Source organism: Pseudomonas donghuensis, assembly GCF_000259195.1.
Lineage (GTDB): Bacteria > Pseudomonadota > Gammaproteobacteria > Pseudomonadales > Pseudomonadaceae > Aquipseudomonas > Aquipseudomonas donghuensis.
The window spans coordinates 84,002-100,551 of record NZ_JH650757.1 but is presented as its reverse complement, the minus strand read 5'-3'; the positions used below and the strand labels follow the sequence as shown (position 1 = coordinate 100,551).

The following is a 16,550-nucleotide window of genomic DNA, read 5'->3' as shown; positions in this document are numbered from 1 at the left end:
TATGCCAAGCGTCTTGATCACCGGTTGCTCCAGCGGTATCGGCCTGGCCCTGGCCGAAGCTTTCAACAACGCGGGCTTCGACGTCTGGGCCACCGCGCGCAAGGCTGAAGATGTTCAGCGCCTGGCAGCCTCGGGTTTCACCGCCCGCCAGCTGGACGTCAATGATCCAGAGGCATTGAGCCAACTGGCAAACGAGCTTGAGCAACGCGGCAATGGCCTCGATGTGCTGATCAACAACGCCGGCTACGGTGCCATGGGCCCACTGCTCGACGGCGGCGTCGAGGCGATGCGCCGGCAATTTGAGACCAACGTCTTCGCCCCGGTGGGCGTCACCGCTGCACTGTTTGCCTTACTGCGACGCAATCGGGGCCTGGTGGTGAACATTGGCAGCGTCTCCGGAGTTCTGGTGACCCCGTTCGCCGGCGCCTATTGCGCCTCCAAAGCCGCAGTCCACGCGCTGAGCGAAACCCTGCGCCTGGAGCTGGCACCGTTTGCTGTACGGGTCATGGAAGTGCAGCCAGGCGCAATTGCCTCGCAGTTCGCCAGTAACGCCGGGCGCGAGGCCGAGCAATTACTCGACGAAACCTCGCCCTGGTGGCCGCTGCGCGAAGGCATCCGCGCCCGCGCCCGGGCCTCCCAGGACAACCCGACACCGGCCGCCACATTCGCCAAAGGCGTGCTCGATGCCGTGCAGAAAAGCCCGACGCCGACGCTGGTGCGCCTGGGCACTGGCAGCCGGGCATTGCCGTTACTGGCCAGCTGGCTGCCCAACGGTATGCTGCAAAAGGTCCTGAAAAAACGTTTCGGTCTGAACCGGATGCTGTGATCTTCCCGGTTTTCGGGGGTGAACGCCTGCGATAGCTGACCCTATCGCTAACTATAAATTGCACGCTAGAGCATTTTCCAAAGTCTCGCCAAGGCGAAGAATCCCTACCGTATTTGAACGGCTGGCCAGCCCTCTGTGTCCTTGCACGCCCTTGAGTTAGGGCCTGCATGCCCCATTTGCGGGCAGAGAACACTGCCGGTTCAAAGACATTCAGGGAAAAACCTCCAGGATCGGAGCCCCGTGGTCTGGCTGGCAGTCTTTCTCACAAATGCGATCAGGTAAATTCTGGAGTCATTCGTGAAACAAGCTCAACTTCCGCGCAAGATACCCACACAAGCCCGCTCGAGGATGATGGTCGAGACCATCCTCAAGACTACCGCCACCGTCGTGGTCAAGCACGGTTACGCCGGTACCAACACCAACCTGGTGGCGCAGCGCGCCGGGGTTAGTGTCGGCTCGGTGTACCAGTACTTCCCGAACAAGGACGCGCTGATTGCCGCCCTCTACGAACGCCACGCGCAGTCGGTGAACCGGGTAATCCTCGATGTCGCCGGCCAGTACGAAGTGGCCGACCTGCAGGCGCACATCAAGCTGCTGGTGCGCGCCCTGCTGCAGTTGCACCTGCAGGAACCGGAGCTGCATCGTCTGCTCGACAAGGATTTCGCCTTCCTCAGCAACGAATCCAGCGAGCATCAGTACAAAGCGCGCATCTCCCAGTCGATCGAGTGCCTGCTGCAACGCTGGAGCCACCAGTTGGCCCACTCCAACCTGCAGTCGGCCGCCTGGCTGACGGCGCAGATGATCACCTCGATGGTCAAGGCCTACATCCTTGATGCGCCACAGATCAGCCAGGTGGAAATCGAGCAGGCCATCAGTTGCTCGGTGACCGGGCTGTTGTGCTCAAGCCCCAACCCGGCCTTCACCCGGCGCCCGTACCTGCTCGACAGCAGCAACAGTGCCCTGGCCCATTCACGCATTCCCGCCGCGTGAAGCCTGTACCCGCTGCAATTGCTGGTAGCGTTCCAGCAAACGCCGTGATTGCAGGTAACTAGGCACTTCCACCACCAGGCCATCGACTTCGGCGCGCACACTGCCGGTACTGGCCGCTTGTTCGAACGCCTCGATCTGCCGCCGTGCCAGGTCGGCCTCTGCCGCCGTCGGCGTCAGGTAGCGGTTGGCAACGGCCACATGGGCCGGATTGACCACGCCTTTGGCCTGGTACCCGATTGATCGGGCAAATTGCATGTCTGCCTCGGCACCGGCGTCATCGGCAAAGGTGTAAGGCGAGTCGATGGCCAGCACCCCTGCGGCCGCACATTCGAGCAAAAACCGCGAACGCGGATAGTAGAGTTCGGTACCGGCACGACTGCGCCCGGCCCCCAGGTCGGCAACCATGTCTTCGGTGGCGACCAGCATTGCCTTGATCCGCGGGCTGGAGTGGGCGATCTCGATGGCCCGGACCACGCCCAGGGCGGTTTCGATATTCGGCACGATCAAGGTCGATCCGGCTTCGATCGCATACTGTGCTTCCAGGCGAGTGATCTGCTTGTCCAGCTCGATCATCTGCTCGCAGGCCTCGACCTTGGACATCATGACCACTTGCGGACGCGCGGCCATGACCGCTTCAAGGTCTTCGTAGCCACAGGTTTCGAACGGGTTGATGCGCACCGAGCTGATCCGCCCGCATTCGCGCCAGTGCTGCATGATGCTCACCGACAAGGCCCGCGCTTCGGCGCGGCGGGATGGCGGGGTGAAATCCTCCAGCTCCTGGACCAGCACATCGCCGCCGCCATTGAGCGCATCGAGCAGTGCCGCTTGATCGGCCCCCGGGATGAAGAAGAAGGTGCGGCAAAGCGCCAGCGGATTATCCTTGGAAACAGCCATGATGACGTCCTGTACTAAGAGAATGGAAAACAACTAAACAACTAGAGCATCGCCAGGCCGCCATCGACGGCGATGGTGGTGCCACTGACGAAAGAAGCCTTGCCCGACAGCAACCAGCAGATCACTTCGGCCGCTTCCTCGGCGCTGCCTTCGCGGCGCAGGGCCGTCATGCCATGCAGTTGTTCAAGCTTGCCGGCATCACGGGTGGTGTCGTCGAGCATCGGCGTGCGGATCACTGCCGGGGCGACGCAGTTGACGTTGATGCCGCGCGGCCCGAGCTCACGCGCCAGGCCTTTGCTGAGGGTGATGACCGCGCCCTTGCTGGTGGCATACCCCAGTGTGCCGGCCAACCCGCCACCGCGAATGCCGGCGACACTGGCCACCGTGCAAATGCGTCCGCCACGCGCCATGAGGCGAACCGACTGCTGCACCACACTGAAGGTCGCGATCAGGTTGATATCCAGCAACTGACGCAAGCGCGCAACGCTCAACTGCTCGAAAGGCGCGGTATCAACGACACCGGCGCAGGTGGCCAGTACGTCCACCCGCCCCTGCCAGTGTTCAATCTCGGTAAACGTTGCCGCCACTGCCTGCTCGTCACACAAGTCCAGGGTGAAGCTGCGATGCTGGGGGCCAAGCGCCGCCAACGTCGCCGCCAACCCGCGCTCATCGAGGTCCAGACACGCGACCCGATAGCCCTCGTCAGCCAGTTGCCGGGCAGTTGCCGCGCCGATCCCGCTGGCCGCGCCGGTCACCACGGCAACCTTGGTTTGTTCCAACATATCAACTGCACTCCTTGAGGCAAACCGTGAACCTTTCATTACCAGTCCACGCCTGTCCGACATGCTAAAAGAATGTTGAGACAACAACTACTCGCTTACCGGCCCCCGATAATAACGGGGCAAAGCCGAGCCGTTGCCAGGTTTAACTCGCATTTAACAAAATTGTTAAATATCCGATACCCAGACTCGTTATCGCCGACGAAATGCGAGCAACTTGCAAATCCATTTTATTTTCATCGCGACAAATCGACGCAGCGTCTCATAACGAACCATAACGTCCATTTAAAACCCAGCAAGCCCGCGTATTTCCTGAGCTCAACCTGAGCAATCACGCAGCGCCGCACTCGGTTATTTGAATGCGAGTAGCCATAGCACGGCAACTTGCCTAGGATAAGAAACAAATTGAAACGTTGTTAAAAGTGACAACTACCCGCTCAACGATGTTTCAACTTTCTTGCAATCTTCAGCCCCACAAATCAATAAAAGGACGTTCACGATGAGCAACAAGGGTTTTGACACCGTCATTGAAATCAAATACCGCGACACCGACTCGATGGGTCATGTCAGCAGCCCGATTTATTATGACTACATGCAGCACGCCTACCTCTGCTACATGCACGATCTGCTGAAACTGCCAAAGAGCGAAAAGCTGCCGCACATCATGGTTCGCAGTGAGTGCGACTACATCAAGCAAGCCATGTATGGCGAAACCCTGGTGGTCACCAGCGAAGTCGTGAAGTTCGGCACCAAGAGCTTTGAAATCGAGCACACCATGCGCCGTCAGGACGACAGCAAGGAAGTGGTCGCCAAGGCCAAGTCCTACCACGTCATGTTCGACTACGACAAACAGTCCACCATCCCTGTACCGCAAGCATTCAAGGATCAGGTCCTGGCGTTCCAGGAAGGCTGAGCAGCTGCTCAAGGATGACGGTTTCGCCGGGCGCCTTGCGGCCGGCGAACAGACTGCAAAGGTAACCTAGCAATGAAACTCTCCTGGACTCCGCAGCAACATGAGTTGCTGGTGAAATATCGGGAAATCGGTGCCGAGCTGGCCACCGCCCGCAAAACCGCAGCGCCCGGTTTCGATCATTACGGTTGGCAACGCCTGTGCGACGCCGGCCTGTGGCAATTGGTGATTCCGGCCAGCCATGGCGGCCTGGGCGAGGACTGGTGGGGCTTTACCGCCGCCCTCGAAGGCCTGGCCTCTTCGATCCGCACGCCGGAGCTGTTGCTCTCGGTGATCGCTCAGGCCGGCATGGTTCGCGCGCTGATGCTGTACGGCAGCGACGAGCAGAAAGACCGCTACCTGACCGCGATCCTCAACGGTGCACTGAGTGCCACCGGCATTGCCGAACCCGGTACCGGTACCGATGTGCGCAGCATCCACAGCCTGCTGACGCCGGTCGCCGACGGATATCGCCTGAACGGCAGCAAGTTCAATATCGCCCACGCACCAGTGGCCGATTTCATGCTGATCGTGACCAAGCTGGACACTGACGCCAAAGCCAACATTGCCCTGGTCATGATCGACAAGGACACCCCGGGCCTGACCCGCGGCGAGCCTGACGACAAGCTGGGCAACAAGCACCTGCCCACCGGCCCGCTGTATTTCGACAACCTGGCCATCCCGGCGTCCCAGGTGCTCGGTCAGCCTGGTCGCGGGCTGCAGCAGCTGATCAAGATCATTTCCCTGGGGCGCCTGTACTACGGCCTGGTGGCCGCCAACCTGCCGACTCCGTTCCTGACCGAGGCCATGCAGTACGCGGCGCAGCGCGAAAGCTTCAACAGCGCTATCGACAACCACCAGTATGTGCAGAAGCGCCTGGTGGACCTGGCCATGGGCATGGAGCGCAACCGCTGGATGGTTTATGCCGCGCTGGATCAGTTGCTCAACGACCATCCACAGGCGTTGATGAGCTGCTCGATCGCCAAGCTCGGCGCGGCCCAGGACTTCATCAACAGCGCCATCAGCCTGCTCAAGCTGTATGGCAGCCTGGGTTACCACGAAGGCGACATCGCCAACCTGGTCAAGGATGCGTTGGGGTTCGCCAGCGTCGGCGGCACCGAAGAAATGCACCAGAAAAACATCTTCAACCAGCTGCTACGCCTGACACAGGCCGCCTGAAGCGGTCGAGCCAGCAGCCCGCAAGCCTTTTTTCGCAACCCCTGCCACCACGCCGGCCAGGCCCGTACGGTCCTGCCAGGCGTGGCACGGCGGCGGGATTCTGCCTGCCTTTTATTCCGTCCATCCATGAAGAGAGCAGATCGGATGCCAACCAAATCGATACCCCTGCACAGAACCCCCGTCGCCCAGATGCCTGCTGCCTTTGCCCAGCCCGTCGACGACCGCTTCGAACATGCCAGCCTCGATGAACTGCGCGCGCATCAGTTGCTGCGCCTGCGTCAGAGCCTGGCGCACGCTTACAACAACGTGCCCTGGTACCGCGAGCAGTTCCATGCCCGGGACGTGCACCCCTATGACCTGGAGAGCCTGGAAGACCTGTCCCGCTTCCCGCTGACCAGCAAGGCCGAACTGCGCGAGCATTACCCCTTCGGCCTGTTCGCCGTGCCCATGGACCAGGTGTCACGCCTGCATGCCTCCAGCGGCACCACCGGCAAACCGACCGTGGTCGGCTACACCCGCAACGACATCGACGTCTGGTCCTCGTTGGTGGCCCGTTCGATCCGTGCCGCTGGCGGCAAGCGCGGCGACCGAATCCACATCGCCTATGGCTACGGCCTGTTTACCGGGGGCCTGGGGGCCCACTACGGCGCCGAGAAACTCGGCTGCACGGTGATCCCGATGTCAGGCGGCCAGACCGCACGCCAGGTGCAACTGCTCAAGGACTTCCAGCCAGACATCATCATGGTCACCCCCTCCTACATGCTCAACATCGCCGAGGAAATCGAGCGCCAGGGCATCAACCCTCATGAGCTGTCGCTGCGGGTCGGGATCTTCGGTGCCGAGCCCTGGGGCCAGCAAATGCGCACCGAGCTGGAGCAACGCCTGGGAATCCAGGCCCTGGACATCTATGGCCTGTCGGAAGTCATGGGCCCGGGCGTGGCCATGGAACACCTGGACACCAAGGATGGGCCGACCCTCTGGGAAGACCATTTCTACCCGGAAATCATCGACCCGCAAACCGGCGAAGTGCTGCCCGACGGCCAGTTCGGCGAGCTGGTACTGACCACCCTGAGCAAGGAAGCGCTGCCGATGGTGCGCTACCGCACCCGTGACCTCACCCGCCTGCTGCCAGGGAATGGCCGGGCCATGCGCCGCCTGGACAAGATCACCGGCCGCAGCGACGACATGCTGATCATTCGCGGGGTCAACGTGTTCCCCAGCCAGATCGAGGAACAGCTGCTGAACCTGTTCATCTTCAGCCCCGTGCATGAGCTGCACGTCAGCCGCGAGGGCAACCTCGACTCGCTGACCGTCCAGGTCGAAATGCGCCCTGAGCACAGCCGCCTGAGCACCGAGGAACAGCTTGCCGCCTGCCAGCACCTCAGCCACCAGATCAAGGTGCATGTGGGCATCAGCACGCGCATCGTCCTGCAGCCGTGCAACACCCTCAAGCGCTCTGAAGGCAAGGCCGGAAAAGTCATCGATCTGCGCGGCAAACGCTAAAAGCCTGCTGCCCGCCCCCCTCAAAGGACTCACGAGGTTGACCCCATCATGGATATGACCATTGGCGATTTTCTCCTGCGTCGCCTGCAGGAATTCGGCATCCGCCATCTGTTCGGCGTGCCCGGCGACTACAACCTGACCCTGCTCGAACAGGTCGAAGCCCTGCCGCAACTGCGCTTCATCGGTAACTGCAACGAACTCAACGCCGCCTATGCCGCCGACGGCTACGCCCGCACCCAGGGCTTTGGCGCGGTACTGACGACCTACGGGGTGGGCGACCTGAGCGCCCTCAACGGCATTGCCGGCGCCTATGCCGAGCGGGTCCCGGTCATCATGATTTCCGGCATGCCGCCCTTGCACGCGATTATCGACCGCGCCCTGATGCACCACACCCTGTGCGACGGCAACTACGACAACATCATGGTCACCCTGCGCCAGTTCACCGTGGCCCAGGCACGCATCACCGTGGAAAACGCCGCCCAGGAAATCGACCGGGTGCTGCAGACCTGTTTCCGCGAGCGCCGGCCGGTCTACCTGCAACTGCCGTCGGATCTGGCCTGCCTGCACATCGAAGTGCCCCAAACGCCGCTGCAGTTGAGCGAAACCCGCAGCGAGCCGGGCCAGTTGCTCAACGTGGTCACGCAACTGCACCAGCGTCTGGCCAGTGCCAGCAACCCGGTGTTGCTGGTGGACATCGACGTCGAACGTTTTGGTCTGACCGCGCAGGTACTCGAGCTGATCGAGCGCCTTGAGCTGCCCTTTGCCAACCTGCCGCCAGCCAAGGCCATGCTGCCGGAATCGCACCCGCTGTTTCTCGGTACCTATGCCGGTGCGGGCTCGGCGCCAAGCGTGCGTGAAGCCATCGAGCAGGCGGACTGCGTGATCAGTATCGGCGCCCGCTTCACCGACACCAGCACCGCGTTGTTCTCGCAGAAGTTCAAGGATGGCGCCCTGATCCAGTTGCAGCCTTACGCCGCCTCGCTGGGCAAAGTGCACTACAACGCGGTGAGCATGCGCCAGGTGCTGGAAAAGCTCGTTCAGCAACCACCAACGCTACGGGCCACGCCGCGGCAGATTCCACCGTTCAGCGCCCCGCCAGCGGTGCGCGCCTTGCCCGAGCAACCGCTCAGCCAGTTGCGCTTCTGGCAGCGCATGGCCCACCTGATCAAGGGCGACGAACTGATCATTGCCGAAAGCGGCACGTCATCGGCGGGGCTCAATGGCCTGCGCATGCCCAGCGGCGTGACCTACATCACCCAGCCGATCTGGGGCTCGATCGGCTACCCCCTGCCGGCCCTGCTCGGCAGCCTGCTGGCACAGCCCGAGCGGCGGCAAATGCTGTTCATTGGCGACGGTTCGTTGCAGATGACCGTGCAGGAGCTGTCGACCATCCTCGCCCACCAACTCAAGCCGGTGATCTTCCTGATCAACAACGATGGCTACACCATCGAGCGGCTGATCCTCGGCGAGAATTCCAGCTACAACGACATCAACCCGTGGCGCTATGCGCAACTGCCACAGGTGCTCGATACCCGCGATCGCTCACGGCATTTCACCGTGCACACCGAAGACCAGCTGGAGGCCGCGCTGGTCGAGGCCGAAGGCGCTGACACCCTGGTGTTCATTGAAGTGGTGATGGAACGCATGGACGCACCGGAGTCGCTCAAGCGCTTTGCCCGTCTGTTTGCCGAGTTCGACTACGGCCTGCAACCGCTCAGCCAGCCCGCAATCGCCAGCTGAAACCCGCGCCTGGGCGACCACCGTCGCCCAGGCCGCAGGTGATCAGGCAATCGAGCGAACCACCCCGCCATCCACACGCATTGCCGCACCCGTCGTGGCGCTGGCCTGACGCGACGCCAGGTAGACCACCAGGCTGGCAACCTCCTCGACCGTCGCCAAGCGTTTGATGATCGAACTGGAACGATGCTCGGCGATGAAGCTGGCTTCCAGCTCCTCGGCGGGCACACCCTGCTCTTCGGCCATCTGGCTGAAGAAACCACCGACGCCTTCGGAGCGAGTCGGCCCCGGCAGTACCGCGTTGACGGTTACGCCGGTCCCGGCCAGGGTTTCCGCCAGGCCGCGGGATATCGCCAGCAAGGCCGTCTTGGTGGTGCCGTAGTGAACCATCTCGGTCGGGATCTGCAACGCCGATTCGCTCGACAGGAACAACACCCGCCCCCACTCACGCTCGGCCATGGCCGGGGCGTAGTGACGCGACAGGCGCACTGCGCTCATCACGTTGACTTCAAAGAAGCGCCGCCAGTCGTCGTCAGTGATGTCAAAGAAGCCCTTGGGTTCGAAGATCCCCAGGTTGTTCACCAGAATGTCGGTATCCGGTACTTTGGCAAACAACGTCTCGGCCCCTTCGGCAGTCCCCAGGTCAGCCGTCACGCCGGTTACCCGCGCGCCCGGCAGCTTGCGCTGGATCTGTTCGATGGCGCGGGTCACCCGTGCCTTGCTGCGCCCGTTGATCACTACTTCAGCGCCTGCCTCTGCCAGCCCGAAGGCAATGGCAAAGCCGATACCGGCCGTGGAGCCGCTGACGATCGCACGTTTGCCGTGCAAGGAAATATTCATACCTGCGTCCTTATATGGATGAAATGAGAGCCCACAAACAGCACGCCGCCAACAGCGTTGAAGGCTGTTGGCCACGGCTTCATGGCTGTTTGACCGCTGCCATCAGTCGAGTTCGGCAGCGGCCTGGAGCGAAGGCGCAAAAGATTGCCAGCCACCGCCCAGGGATTTGTACAACCCGACCATCGCCAGCGAGGTCGCGGCACTGCTTTCTACCCACTGCTCCTGGTTGGCCAGCAGCGTGCCCTGCACGGTCAAGACGTTGAGAAAGTCCACCGCGCCCTCCACGTACTGGCGCTGCGCGGTTTCCAGGGCCACCCGGCTCTGGCGCACCGCTTCATCGAGCAGGTCGCGACGCAATTGACTGGCGTTGTACAAGCGAAGCACATCATCGATCTCGTGCCAGGCACGCAACACCACCTGCTGGTACTGCAACGCCGCTTCCTGCTGTTGCGCCTCGCGCAGCTTGAGCACGCCCTTGAGGCGCCCGCCTTCAAAAATCGGCAAGCTCAATTGCGGGCCGATCGCAAAGCGGCGGGAACTCCCGTTACCGAAGTCCGAGAGCTGCAGCGACTGAAAGCCGGCGCTGCCGGACAAGCGAATGCTCGGGTAGAAGTTGGCCTTGGCCACGCCGATGCTGGCCGTAGCGGCGTGCAACTGCGCCTGGGCCTGGCGGATGTCCGGGCGGCGCTCGGCCAGTTCAGACGGCACGCCCATGGCAAAGCGTTGTACCGTGCGCGGCAACTCGACCGGCGTGAGCAGTTCGTTCTGCAGGCTGCGCGGCGGCTCGGCAACCAGCAGGCTCAGGGCGTTGATCAGTTGCGCCTGACGCTCTTCCAGAGTCGGTAGCCGCGCCTCGATCGAGGCCACCTGGGCGGCGGCCTGGGCGACATCGAGGTTGGTCGCCACGCCATCGTTCAAACGCATCTGCGACAGGCGCAGGCTATGCCGGGAGACATCCAGGTTCTCGCGTACCACCGCCAGGGTGTTCTGCACTGCGCGCAACTGGATGTAGTCACGGGCGGTTTCGGCCAGCAACGACAAGAGCACACCCTGGCGATCGTTTTCGGCCACTTCGACGCTGGCGTCCGCGGCCTCCACCTCACGGCGCACGCGGCCCCACAGGTCCAGTTCCCAGGACGCGGTGAAATCCCCCTGCCAGAGGTTGAAGGCTGACTTGCCGCCCTTGCCGGACGGGTCAGCGAGGCCTTCGGCACTGTTGCGAGTGCGGCTGTAGCCGCCATCGAGGTCCACCGCCGGGTACTTGTCGGACGCGATGCTCATGCGCACCGCACGGCTTTGCATCAGCCGCGAGGTGGCAATCTGCAGATCGAGGTTGCGCTCCACCGCGCGCTGGATCAACGCCGACAGCTGGCGGTCGTCGAAGGTTTCCCACCAGCGCGCCTCCAGGGGCGCGCTCTGCGGCTGGCTGGGGGCCGGTTTTTCCTGCAGCGCAGGCCATGCCGAGGGCACGGTGCTTTTCGGCGCCTCGAAGTCCGGGCCGACGGTGCAGGCGCTCAAGGTCAGCGTAGCGCCAAGCACGAGGGGCGAAGCCGTGTATGCAAGTCTCATCGAACACTGACCTCGTTACCCGCCTCGGCCTTGGCCTTGCTCTGGGTGTCGATCCTGGCCACGACCGACATGCCGACCCGCAAACGCTCCAGCAACGGCTGGTCGGCATCGAAGACGATCTTCACCGGAATACGCTGCACCACCTTGGTGAAGTTACCGGTGGCGTTATCCGGCTTGACCGCCGCGAAGGTCAGGCCGGTGGCCGGGGCGACACTTTGCACGCGACCGCGCAGGCGTTCACCGGCAAAGGTATCAACGCTCACCTCGACGATTTGCCCAGGCAGCACGTGGGTCAATTGGGTTTCCTGGAAGTTGCCGATCACATAGGCACGCTCCAGCGGCACCACCGAGAGCATCCGCGCCCCCGGGTTGACGTAAGCCCCCACGCGCACCGCACGCTCGCCGACCATGCCGTCGATGGGCGCGACGATCGTGGTGTAGGACAGGTCCAGGCGGGCGCGCTCCAGCGCCGCCTCGGCATGCTTGAGGCCACCTTGGGCAGCATCGACCTGGGCGGTGAGGATATCGATCTGCTTGCGCGCCGCCGCCAGCGCCGCGCTGGAGTTGGCCAGGCGCGCGCGCGCCTGGTCGACCCGGCTGCGCGCCTGCTGGGCGTTCTGCACGGTGCCCGCGCCCTGCTCGGCCAGGCGGCTGTGGCGGGTCAGTTCATGGTTGGCGAAGGCAAGTTCCGCTTCGTCGGCTGCCACCGTTGCCTGCGCCTGGGAAATCAGCGATGCCTGACGTTCCAGGGTCGCCCTGGCGTTCTGCGCCTGGGCCTTGGACATCAGCAACTGCGCTTCGGCCGCCGCCAGGGCCGCCTGAAAATCGCGGTCATCGATCAGTGCCAGGGTCTGCCCGGCCTTGACCCGCTGGTTATCCTCGACCAGCACCCGGGTGATAAAACCCGAGACTTTCGGCGCGACCACGGTGTAGTCGGCCGAGACATAGGCATCGTTGGTCGATTGCACGCCGCCCGAACCGAAGATCGAGGGCAAGGCAGTAAAGGCTATGCCGCCGACGATGAGCACCGCCGCTGCAATCAAGGCCAATTTATGGTTTTTACTTAGGGTCATTACGACTATCTCTCTCAGCAGGAACGCTATGCCACCGCACGGGGTGGATAGATCCGGGTGGGCACAAAAGGAATCAGCAGGATCAACGCCAGCGCCAGCAGCGCCATGCACAGGTAGAGGTCGGCCGAGGTCAGCACCACGGCCTGTTCATGGATACGCTTGGCCAGGCCCGGTGCACTGGCATCGGCCAGGGGTGAATTGCCCAGGTTGTCCACCAGCATGTTCGAGTGAAAATGCCGGCGTACCGTGGTCAGCGCCTCCAGCACCCCGGCGGCGACCACCGAGGCCAGGCCCTTGACGGTGTTGAACCAGGCCGAAGCGAACGGGCCGTCTTGCGGGGTCATGCCGCCAGTGGCGAGCATCAGCAGCGGGATCACCGCCATCGGCTGACCGAAGATCTGGAACAGTTGCAGCACGTAGAAGTTGTCGCGAATCCACTGCGAGGTAATCATCGTGCCGCCAAAGCACGACACCGCCAGCATGCCCAGGCCAATGGCCAGAACCCAGCGGCAGTCCACCGCGCGGATGTTGCACAGCGCTGCGGTCAGCGGCAGGGCCAGCAACTGCGGCAACGCCACCAGCAACATCACCGGGCCCGTCTGCACCGGCCGGTAGCCCTGGATCTGGGCGAGGAAGCTGGACGGAATGATGATCACCGCCGAAAGCACTACCAGCACCCCGCCGAGGGTGACCAGGGCATGGGTGAGGTTGCGGTTGCTGAGCATCTGCAATTTGAAGAACGGCAGCGGGTGCGACCATTCGTTGATCATGAACAGCACCAGCAGTGCCAGGCCGCCGCCCAGCAACCAGCAGATCAACGGCGAGTTGAACCAGCCCATGCGATCGCCCTGGCTCAGGCCGATGACAATCGAGCAAATGGCCGGCAGGCCCAGCAGCAACCCGCGCCAGTCAAACTGCTTGAAGCGCTCCAGGCGCAGCGGGTCTTGCGGCAACCCCCAGGCCACGCAAGCCATGGCCAGCAACGACGGCAGGATGATCTGCCAGAACGCCCACTGCCAACCGACGTACTCGGTCCACAAGCCCGCCAGCGGCAGCCCCAGGCTCGGCCCGAAGGTGGCCGTCAAGGCGTAGCCGGCCAGGCCATAGAGTTTGATGCCAGGGGGCAGGAAACGCAGCGCCACGCTCATCAGCATCGGCGGCAAGGCCCCACCGGCAAAGCCCTGCAGGGTGCGCAGCAGCATCAGGGTTTCCTGGTTGGGCGCGAACGGGCAGAGCAAACCGAGCAGGGCGAAGGCGCCAATCGCGCAGAGGGTGAAACGCCGCAGGGAGAAGGTCACCGAGCACCAGGGCGCGAAAGCCATGGCCGAGACCGAGGTCGCCGAGTACAAGGCGACCAGCCATGAACCTTCGTCAGACCCGATGTGCATGCCACCACGAATATCGGCCAGGGCCATTTTCGTGACCATCTCGTTGAGGCCGGCGCAGAGTACCGCCAGCAGCACACCGAGCAGGCCGATGACGATGCGCGGGCCGAATGCCGCCGGTGCCGCAGGCTTGGCCGGGGCAGGTGCCGGTGCGGCGACGACGGCCGCACCCGGGGTGGCCAGGGCCTCCAGCGAACTCATGGCCTGCCCCCGGGAACGGGCGCAGGGGCACGGTAAAACAGGTACAGGCGCATGGCTTCAGAACTCCGGGTAATTGAGGTACCCGGCAAGTCTATGGAGGCCGATTACTGACGAAAACTGACATATTCGCAGCTTTATGCTGCATGAGACGCAACTATACGATCAGGTATATATAAGCGCTCAAAAGCATCAATCTTGACGTTAACACTCAGGCTTTACTGCAACACTCCTTGAGCGTCTGGCGCAGCCAGCGATGGGCAGGATCGTTGTCATAGCGCGGGTGCCAGGCCTGCATGATGGTCACCGATTCCAGCGCCATGGGGATGCGGAACGAACGTAGCGGCAGGCCCAGACGGGCAACACTGAGCAGCACGTGTTGGGGCAGGGGCAGCAGCAGGTCGGACTCGGGCAGGGAGAACATCGCCGAGTGAAAACTCGGGGTAATCAACGCCACCCGCCGGCTCAGGCCCATCCCCGCCAGCGCTGAGTCGATTGGCCCGGTGGCGCGACCGCGGCGTGAGACGCTGATCTGTTCGAAGGCGGCGAAGCGCTCCGGGGTGATCTCATCGTTGAAGATCGGGTGATCGACCCGCGCCAGGCCCACGAAGGTGGTGGCAAACAGGCTTTGCACCTTGATTTCCGGGCCGAGGTTGCGCGTGGCGCTGATGTACAGGTCCAGGCGCCCATCGCGCAGGCTGTCGTCCTCGTCACCGCCCTCGCCTTCCGGGACAAAACGCAGCACGGTACGCGGCGCCTGCTGGCGCATGGTTTCCAGCAAGGGGGCCGCGAACGGCGCGATAAACACATCGTTGGCGCGCAGGTTGAACGAGCGCTCCAGGGTCAGCAGGTCAACCTCGTCACTGGAGCTGAACACCTGCCCGGCCTGTTCGACCACGCTGCGCACCTGGGTGCGCAGGGCCATGGCCTTGGGGGTCGGTACCAGGCCGCGGCCGGCGCGGACCAGAATCGGGTCGCCGACGGCATGGCGAATTCGCGTCAGGGTGCGGCTCATGGCCGCCGGGCTGAGGTTCATGCGACGAGCCGCACCGACCACACTGCCTTCATCGAGCAGCGCATCCAGCGCAACCAGCAAGTTCATATCCGGAAAGTGCATGGTAAGCATCCATTCATGTATTTCAGTGAATCCGCTGCAATCTTACCAGTTTCTGCAGGTTTTCCAGCCCTTGCATTCTGCGCAACTAGTCATTGCACCGCGCACCATTTACCCGGCCGCACGCTTTTTCAAGAATGCCTGCTCTTTGTATTCAGAATGGGTCCCGTCACCATGTACAGCTCGGTACTGATCGCCATTGATGGCTCTGCGCGCAGCCGCGGCATCCTCGAAACCGTCAGCCGCTTCTGCGAACCCGCGCGCCATCAGTTGCATGTGCTGCTGGCGGTCGACGTGGCCTACGCCCTGGCCGAGGAGAACAGACGCATCAGCGCCTTCGACCAAAGTGAATACCCGGCCGCCAGCCATGAACAGCAAATGGCCGACATGACCATGCAGCAAGCCGTGGACTACCTGCGCACCCGCGGCTTCCAGACCGAAGGCAACCTGGTCAACGGTGACCCGGTATCGACCATCGTCGCCGAGGCCAAGCGCCTGGAAAGCGACCTGATCGTCATGGGCCATCGCCACCTGTCGCGCCTGGACCGCATGCTCGACCCTTCGATCAGCAGCAAGGTCATCGACAAGGCCGGCTGCCCGGTGCTGGTCGATGCCCGCCACGTCTGACCCTTCCCCTTTACCGAGATCGCACGGATGAAACTCGACTACCTGCAACTGGAACAGATCGGCGCTGTGGCCCTGATCCGCCTCAACCGTCCCGAGGTGCTCAACTCGTTGTGCTGCGAACTGGCCGCGGAGCTGGCCGGTGTGCTTGACCACCTTGAGCAGGACCGTAGCGTCCGCGCCCTGGTACTGACCGGTGGCGACACCGTGTTTGCCGCCGGCGCTGACATCAAGGCGATGCGTGATCGCAGCTACATGGATGTCTACACCAGCGATTTCGTGACCGTGGACTGGGAGCGCCTGGCGAGCTTTCGCAAGCCCAGCATCGCCGCAGTGGCCGGTTACGCACTGGGTGGTGGCTGCGAACTGGCGCTGATGTGCGACATGATCATCGCTGCCGACAGCGCCCGCTTCGGCCAGCCGGAAATCAAGATCGGCACCATCCCCGGCGCCGGTGGCAGCCAGCGCCTGGCCCGCTCGATCGGCAAGGCCAAGACCATGGACATGGTCCTCACCGGCCGCACCATGGATGCTGAAGAAGCCGAGCGCTGCGGGCTGGTCAGCCGCCGGGTCAGCGATCAGGCCCTGCTCGACGAAGCCCTGCAGGCTGCGGCGCGGATTGCCAGCTACTCTGGCCCGGTCAGCATGATGGCCAAGGAAGCGGTCAACCGCGCCTTCGAGACCACCCTGAGCGAAGGCGTGCGCCAGGAGCGGCGTTTGTTCCACTCCACCTTCGCCATCGAGGACCAGAAGGAAGGCATGGCGGCGTTTGCCGAGAAACGCGCGCCGCAGTTCATGCATCGCTAAGAAATTGGTTCTTCACGGAATCCTGGGGGGCTAGGGATCCTTGGGTTGTTCTGGCTGCGAGCTTATCCATTCGCTGTGGCGCC

General features: G+C 63.0%; 15 protein-coding genes. 8 read left to right on the top strand and 7 right to left on the bottom strand.

Annotated elements, in window-relative coordinates:
• Nucleotide 1: 1 nt before the first annotated feature.
• Together UW3_RS0102785 and UW3_RS26410 are read left to right on the top strand one after the other, a co-directional pair.
• Complete coding sequence (locus tag UW3_RS0102785) at nt 2-826, top strand: SDR family oxidoreductase (protein WP_010220697.1); 825 nt, start codon at nt 2-4, stop codon at nt 824-826.
• Nucleotides 827-1,123: 297 nt separating this feature from the next.
• Entirely contained in the window at nt 1,124-1,816 is a 693-nt protein-coding gene (locus tag UW3_RS26410; protein WP_145959290.1) for a TetR/AcrR family transcriptional regulator, read from the top strand.
• Here the strand turns inward: UW3_RS26410 and UW3_RS26405 are convergent.
• Together UW3_RS26405 and UW3_RS0102770 are read right to left on the bottom strand one after the other, a co-directional pair.
• Nucleotides 1,796-2,710 (bottom strand): HpcH/HpaI aldolase/citrate lyase family protein, encoded by a 915-nt coding sequence (locus tag UW3_RS26405; RefSeq protein WP_010220695.1) that lies wholly within the window; start codon nt 2,708-2,710, stop codon nt 1,796-1,798. The genes UW3_RS26410 and UW3_RS26405 overlap by 21 nt on opposite strands.
• A 41-nt stretch (nt 2,711-2,751) precedes the next feature.
• Nucleotides 2,752-3,492, bottom strand: coding sequence for an SDR family NAD(P)-dependent oxidoreductase (locus tag UW3_RS0102770; RefSeq protein ID WP_010220694.1), 741 nt, complete (start codon nt 3,490-3,492; stop codon nt 2,752-2,754).
• 496 nt (nt 3,493-3,988) lie between these two features.
• On the opposite strand from UW3_RS0102770, the gene UW3_RS0102765 reads away from it, so the two are divergent.
• From UW3_RS0102765 to UW3_RS0102750, 4 genes are all read left to right on the top strand, one after another.
• Nucleotides 3,989-4,402 carry an acyl-CoA thioesterase gene (locus UW3_RS0102765; RefSeq protein ID WP_010220692.1) on the top strand — a complete coding sequence of 138 codons (414 nt, stop codon included), beginning with the start codon at nt 3,989-3,991 and terminating at the stop codon, nt 4,400-4,402.
• A 72-nt stretch (nt 4,403-4,474) separates the two neighbouring features.
• Nucleotides 4,475-5,617, top strand: a complete 1,143-nt coding sequence (locus UW3_RS0102760; protein ID WP_010220691.1) for an acyl-CoA dehydrogenase family protein — start codon at nt 4,475-4,477, stop codon at nt 5,615-5,617.
• Between the two features lie 189 nt (nt 5,618-5,806).
• On the top strand, nt 5,807-7,120 hold the full coding sequence (gene paaK / locus UW3_RS0102755) for a phenylacetate--CoA ligase PaaK (protein ID WP_010220690.1): 1,314 nt from the start codon (nt 5,807-5,809) through the stop codon (nt 7,118-7,120).
• Nucleotides 7,121-7,168: 48 nt separating this feature from the next.
• The gene (locus UW3_RS0102750) at nt 7,169-8,860 is read left to right on the top strand and encodes an alpha-keto acid decarboxylase family protein (protein WP_010220689.1); all 1,692 of its coding nucleotides are present in this window, start codon (nt 7,169-7,171) and stop codon (nt 8,858-8,860) included.
• A 42-nt stretch (nt 8,861-8,902) separates the two neighbouring features.
• On the opposite strand, the gene UW3_RS0102745 is transcribed toward UW3_RS0102750, so the two are convergent.
• The 5 genes from UW3_RS0102745 to UW3_RS0102725 all read right to left on the bottom strand — a co-directional run bounded on the left by UW3_RS0102745 (nt 8,903) and on the right by UW3_RS0102725 (nt 15,039).
• On the bottom strand, nt 8,903-9,697 hold the full coding sequence (locus tag UW3_RS0102745) for an SDR family NAD(P)-dependent oxidoreductase (protein ID WP_010220688.1): 795 nt from the start codon (nt 9,695-9,697) through the stop codon (nt 8,903-8,905).
• 102 nt (nt 9,698-9,799) lie between these two features.
• On the bottom strand, nt 9,800-11,266 hold the full coding sequence (locus tag UW3_RS0102740; protein ID WP_026001174.1) for an efflux transporter outer membrane subunit: 1,467 nt from the start codon (nt 11,264-11,266) through the stop codon (nt 9,800-9,802).
• Nucleotides 11,263-12,339 (bottom strand): HlyD family secretion protein, encoded by a 1,077-nt coding sequence (locus UW3_RS0102735; protein ID WP_026001173.1) that lies wholly within the window; start codon nt 12,337-12,339, stop codon nt 11,263-11,265. Before UW3_RS0102735 ends, UW3_RS0102740 begins: the two co-directional genes overlap by 4 nt.
• Nucleotides 12,340-12,365: 26 nt before the next feature.
• Nucleotides 12,366-13,925, bottom strand: coding sequence for an MFS transporter (locus UW3_RS0102730; RefSeq protein WP_010220684.1), 1,560 nt, complete (start codon nt 13,923-13,925; stop codon nt 12,366-12,368).
• A 208-nt stretch (nt 13,926-14,133) separates the two neighbouring features.
• Entirely contained in the window at nt 14,134-15,039 is a 906-nt protein-coding gene (locus tag UW3_RS0102725; protein ID WP_010220683.1) for a LysR family transcriptional regulator, read from the bottom strand.
• Between the two features lie 171 nt (nt 15,040-15,210).
• Between UW3_RS0102725 and UW3_RS0102720 the strand changes: the two genes are divergently transcribed.
• Nucleotides 15,211-15,663 carry a universal stress protein gene (locus UW3_RS0102720; RefSeq protein ID WP_010220682.1) on the top strand — a complete coding sequence of 151 codons (453 nt, stop codon included), beginning with the start codon at nt 15,211-15,213 and terminating at the stop codon, nt 15,661-15,663.
• 27 nt (nt 15,664-15,690) lie between these two features.
• A complete protein-coding gene (locus UW3_RS0102715; protein WP_010220681.1) occupies nt 15,691-16,467 on the top strand; it encodes an enoyl-CoA hydratase in 777 nt (258 codons plus the stop codon).
• The last annotated feature ends 83 nt before the right edge of the window (nt 16,468-16,550 follow it).

Excerpts from the sequence above, each read along its gene's own strand:
- UW3_RS0102750 (WP_010220689.1), top strand. The coding sequence starts at position 7,169 with ATGGATATGACCATTGGCGATTTTCTCCTGCGTCGCCTGCAGGAATTC.
- paaK (WP_010220690.1), top strand. The coding sequence starts at position 5,807 with ATGCCTGCTGCCTTTGCCCAGCCCGTCGACGACCGCTTCGAACATGCC.
- UW3_RS0102745 (WP_010220688.1), bottom strand. The coding sequence starts at position 9,697 with ATGAATATTTCCTTGCACGGCAAACGTGCGATCGTCAGCGGCTCCACG.
- UW3_RS0102730 (WP_010220684.1), bottom strand. The coding sequence starts at position 13,925 with ATGAGTTCGCTGGAGGCCCTGGCCACCCCGGGTGCGGCCGTCGTCGCC.
- UW3_RS0102715 (WP_010220681.1), top strand. The coding sequence starts at position 15,691 with ATGAAACTCGACTACCTGCAACTGGAACAGATCGGCGCTGTGGCCCTG.
- UW3_RS26405 (WP_010220695.1), bottom strand. The coding sequence starts at position 2,710 with ATGGCTGTTTCCAAGGATAATCCGCTGGCGCTTTGCCGCACCTTCTTC.
- UW3_RS0102785 (WP_010220697.1), top strand. The coding sequence starts at position 2 with ATGCCAAGCGTCTTGATCACCGGTTGCTCCAGCGGTATCGGCCTGGCC.
- UW3_RS0102720 (WP_010220682.1), top strand. The coding sequence starts at position 15,211 with ATGTACAGCTCGGTACTGATCGCCATTGATGGCTCTGCGCGCAGCCGC.
- UW3_RS0102725 (WP_010220683.1), bottom strand. The coding sequence starts at position 15,039 with ATGCACTTTCCGGATATGAACTTGCTGGTTGCGCTGGATGCGCTGCTC.
- UW3_RS0102740 (WP_026001174.1), bottom strand. The coding sequence starts at position 11,266 with ATGAGACTTGCATACACGGCTTCGCCCCTCGTGCTTGGCGCTACGCTG.
- UW3_RS0102760 (WP_010220691.1), top strand. The coding sequence starts at position 4,475 with ATGAAACTCTCCTGGACTCCGCAGCAACATGAGTTGCTGGTGAAATAT.
- UW3_RS0102765 (WP_010220692.1), top strand. The coding sequence starts at position 3,989 with ATGAGCAACAAGGGTTTTGACACCGTCATTGAAATCAAATACCGCGAC.
- UW3_RS0102735 (WP_026001173.1), bottom strand. The coding sequence starts at position 12,339 with ATGACCCTAAGTAAAAACCATAAATTGGCCTTGATTGCAGCGGCGGTG.
- UW3_RS0102770 (WP_010220694.1), bottom strand. The coding sequence starts at position 3,492 with ATGTTGGAACAAACCAAGGTTGCCGTGGTGACCGGCGCGGCCAGCGGG.